We start from the raw sequence: 1,103 nt of genomic DNA on the forward strand, positions 1-1,103 counted from the left end.
ACGGCGGGTCGCCCCTCCCTCTGTATCTACACGCCTCATCCGGCGGCTTTTGCTCAGTCCCAGCAGCCGGTTTAGAGTTCTTCCGGCGGCACCGATTCCAACCCAAAACGGCAGTGGCCGTCATAGTTCAGCGCCGCATCAATACGGTCCAGCATCCGCTCAGAAAGCAACGCACGCTCCGCCGGGTCAGACACATCCACCCAACGCACCTGCGAAGATTCCTCGTCGTTCACCTTCGCCTCACCAGAAACCCAGCGGCACAAGAACGTATGGTCCAAGAACTGGCAGCGGTCACCATTACCGAACTGCATCGGCGGGTCAGCCTTCACCTGCGCCAACTCCAACACCTCAATCTGCACGTTCGCTTCCTCCTGCGCCTCACGCAGGCAGGTCAGTGCGGGGCTCTCCCCCGGGTCTACAATGCCCGTGATCGGGGTCCACGCCCCGTTATCGCTACGGCGCACCAGCAGCACCTTAGAATCCTGCTCACGGTACACCACAGCCGTCGCACCGGAGAGCCACAGGTAATCCGGTCCAATCTGCTCACGCAGCTTACGGATATAGGGAGGAGTAGGCATAACATTAACCTTTCAAAAGCCCCGGCAAATCTACCGGAAATAGGTGCTAGAGAGCAGAGCAAACAGCGGCGAGCCGCACACAGAACAAGCCCGCCACTTAGCCGGACGGTCACCCTACTTCGGAATCTACCACAGAGAATACGCCGGAGCCGCCAACGCCACCAGCGCGCCCAGAAGCATAAACGGACCGAAGGCAATACGGGTGCTACCGCGCGCCTTCGTGAACAGCACCAGAGCCAAAGACACCAGACCACCGGCAAGGAACGTCACCAGCGACGCCCAGCCCAGATTTGCCCAGGACAGGTACCCGAGCGCGCCGCCCAGAATGCCGGCAAGTTTCACATCCCCGCGGCCCAGCGCGCCGAAAGACAGAATACGCAGAAGCCCGTAGCAGAACCACAGCGCCAGACCGGCACCCATCACGCGCCAAATATCGGCGGGGCGACCGGCAAAAAGCAAAGACACAGGCAACGCCGTATAGGTGGCAATAGCCAGAGGGATCAGGATGCGGTGGGGCAGACGGTG

At 60.9% G+C, this 1,103-nt stretch carries 2 protein-coding genes; both read right to left on the minus strand.

The genetic code is table 11. From position 1 onward, the window contains the following. Positions 1–71 precede the first annotated feature (71 nt). A complete protein-coding gene (locus O3648_RS08340) occupies positions 72–578 on the minus strand; it encodes an NUDIX domain-containing protein (RefSeq protein ID WP_279741772.1) in 507 nt (168 codons plus the stop codon). A gap of 126 nt (positions 579–704) precedes the next feature. Then, positions 705–1,103: prepilin peptidase (locus tag O3648_RS08345; protein WP_371569583.1), on the minus strand; the 399-nt coding region annotated here is incomplete at its 5' end.

The sequence above is a fragment of the Rothia sp. 27098_8_161 genome, assembly GCF_041432905.1.
Taxonomy (GTDB): Bacteria; Actinomycetota; Actinomycetes; order Actinomycetales; family Micrococcaceae; genus Rothia.

Excerpts from the sequence above, each read along its gene's own strand:
- O3648_RS08340 (WP_279741772.1), bottom strand. The coding sequence starts at position 578 with ATGCCTACTCCTCCCTATATCCGTAAGCTGCGTGAGCAGATTGGACCG.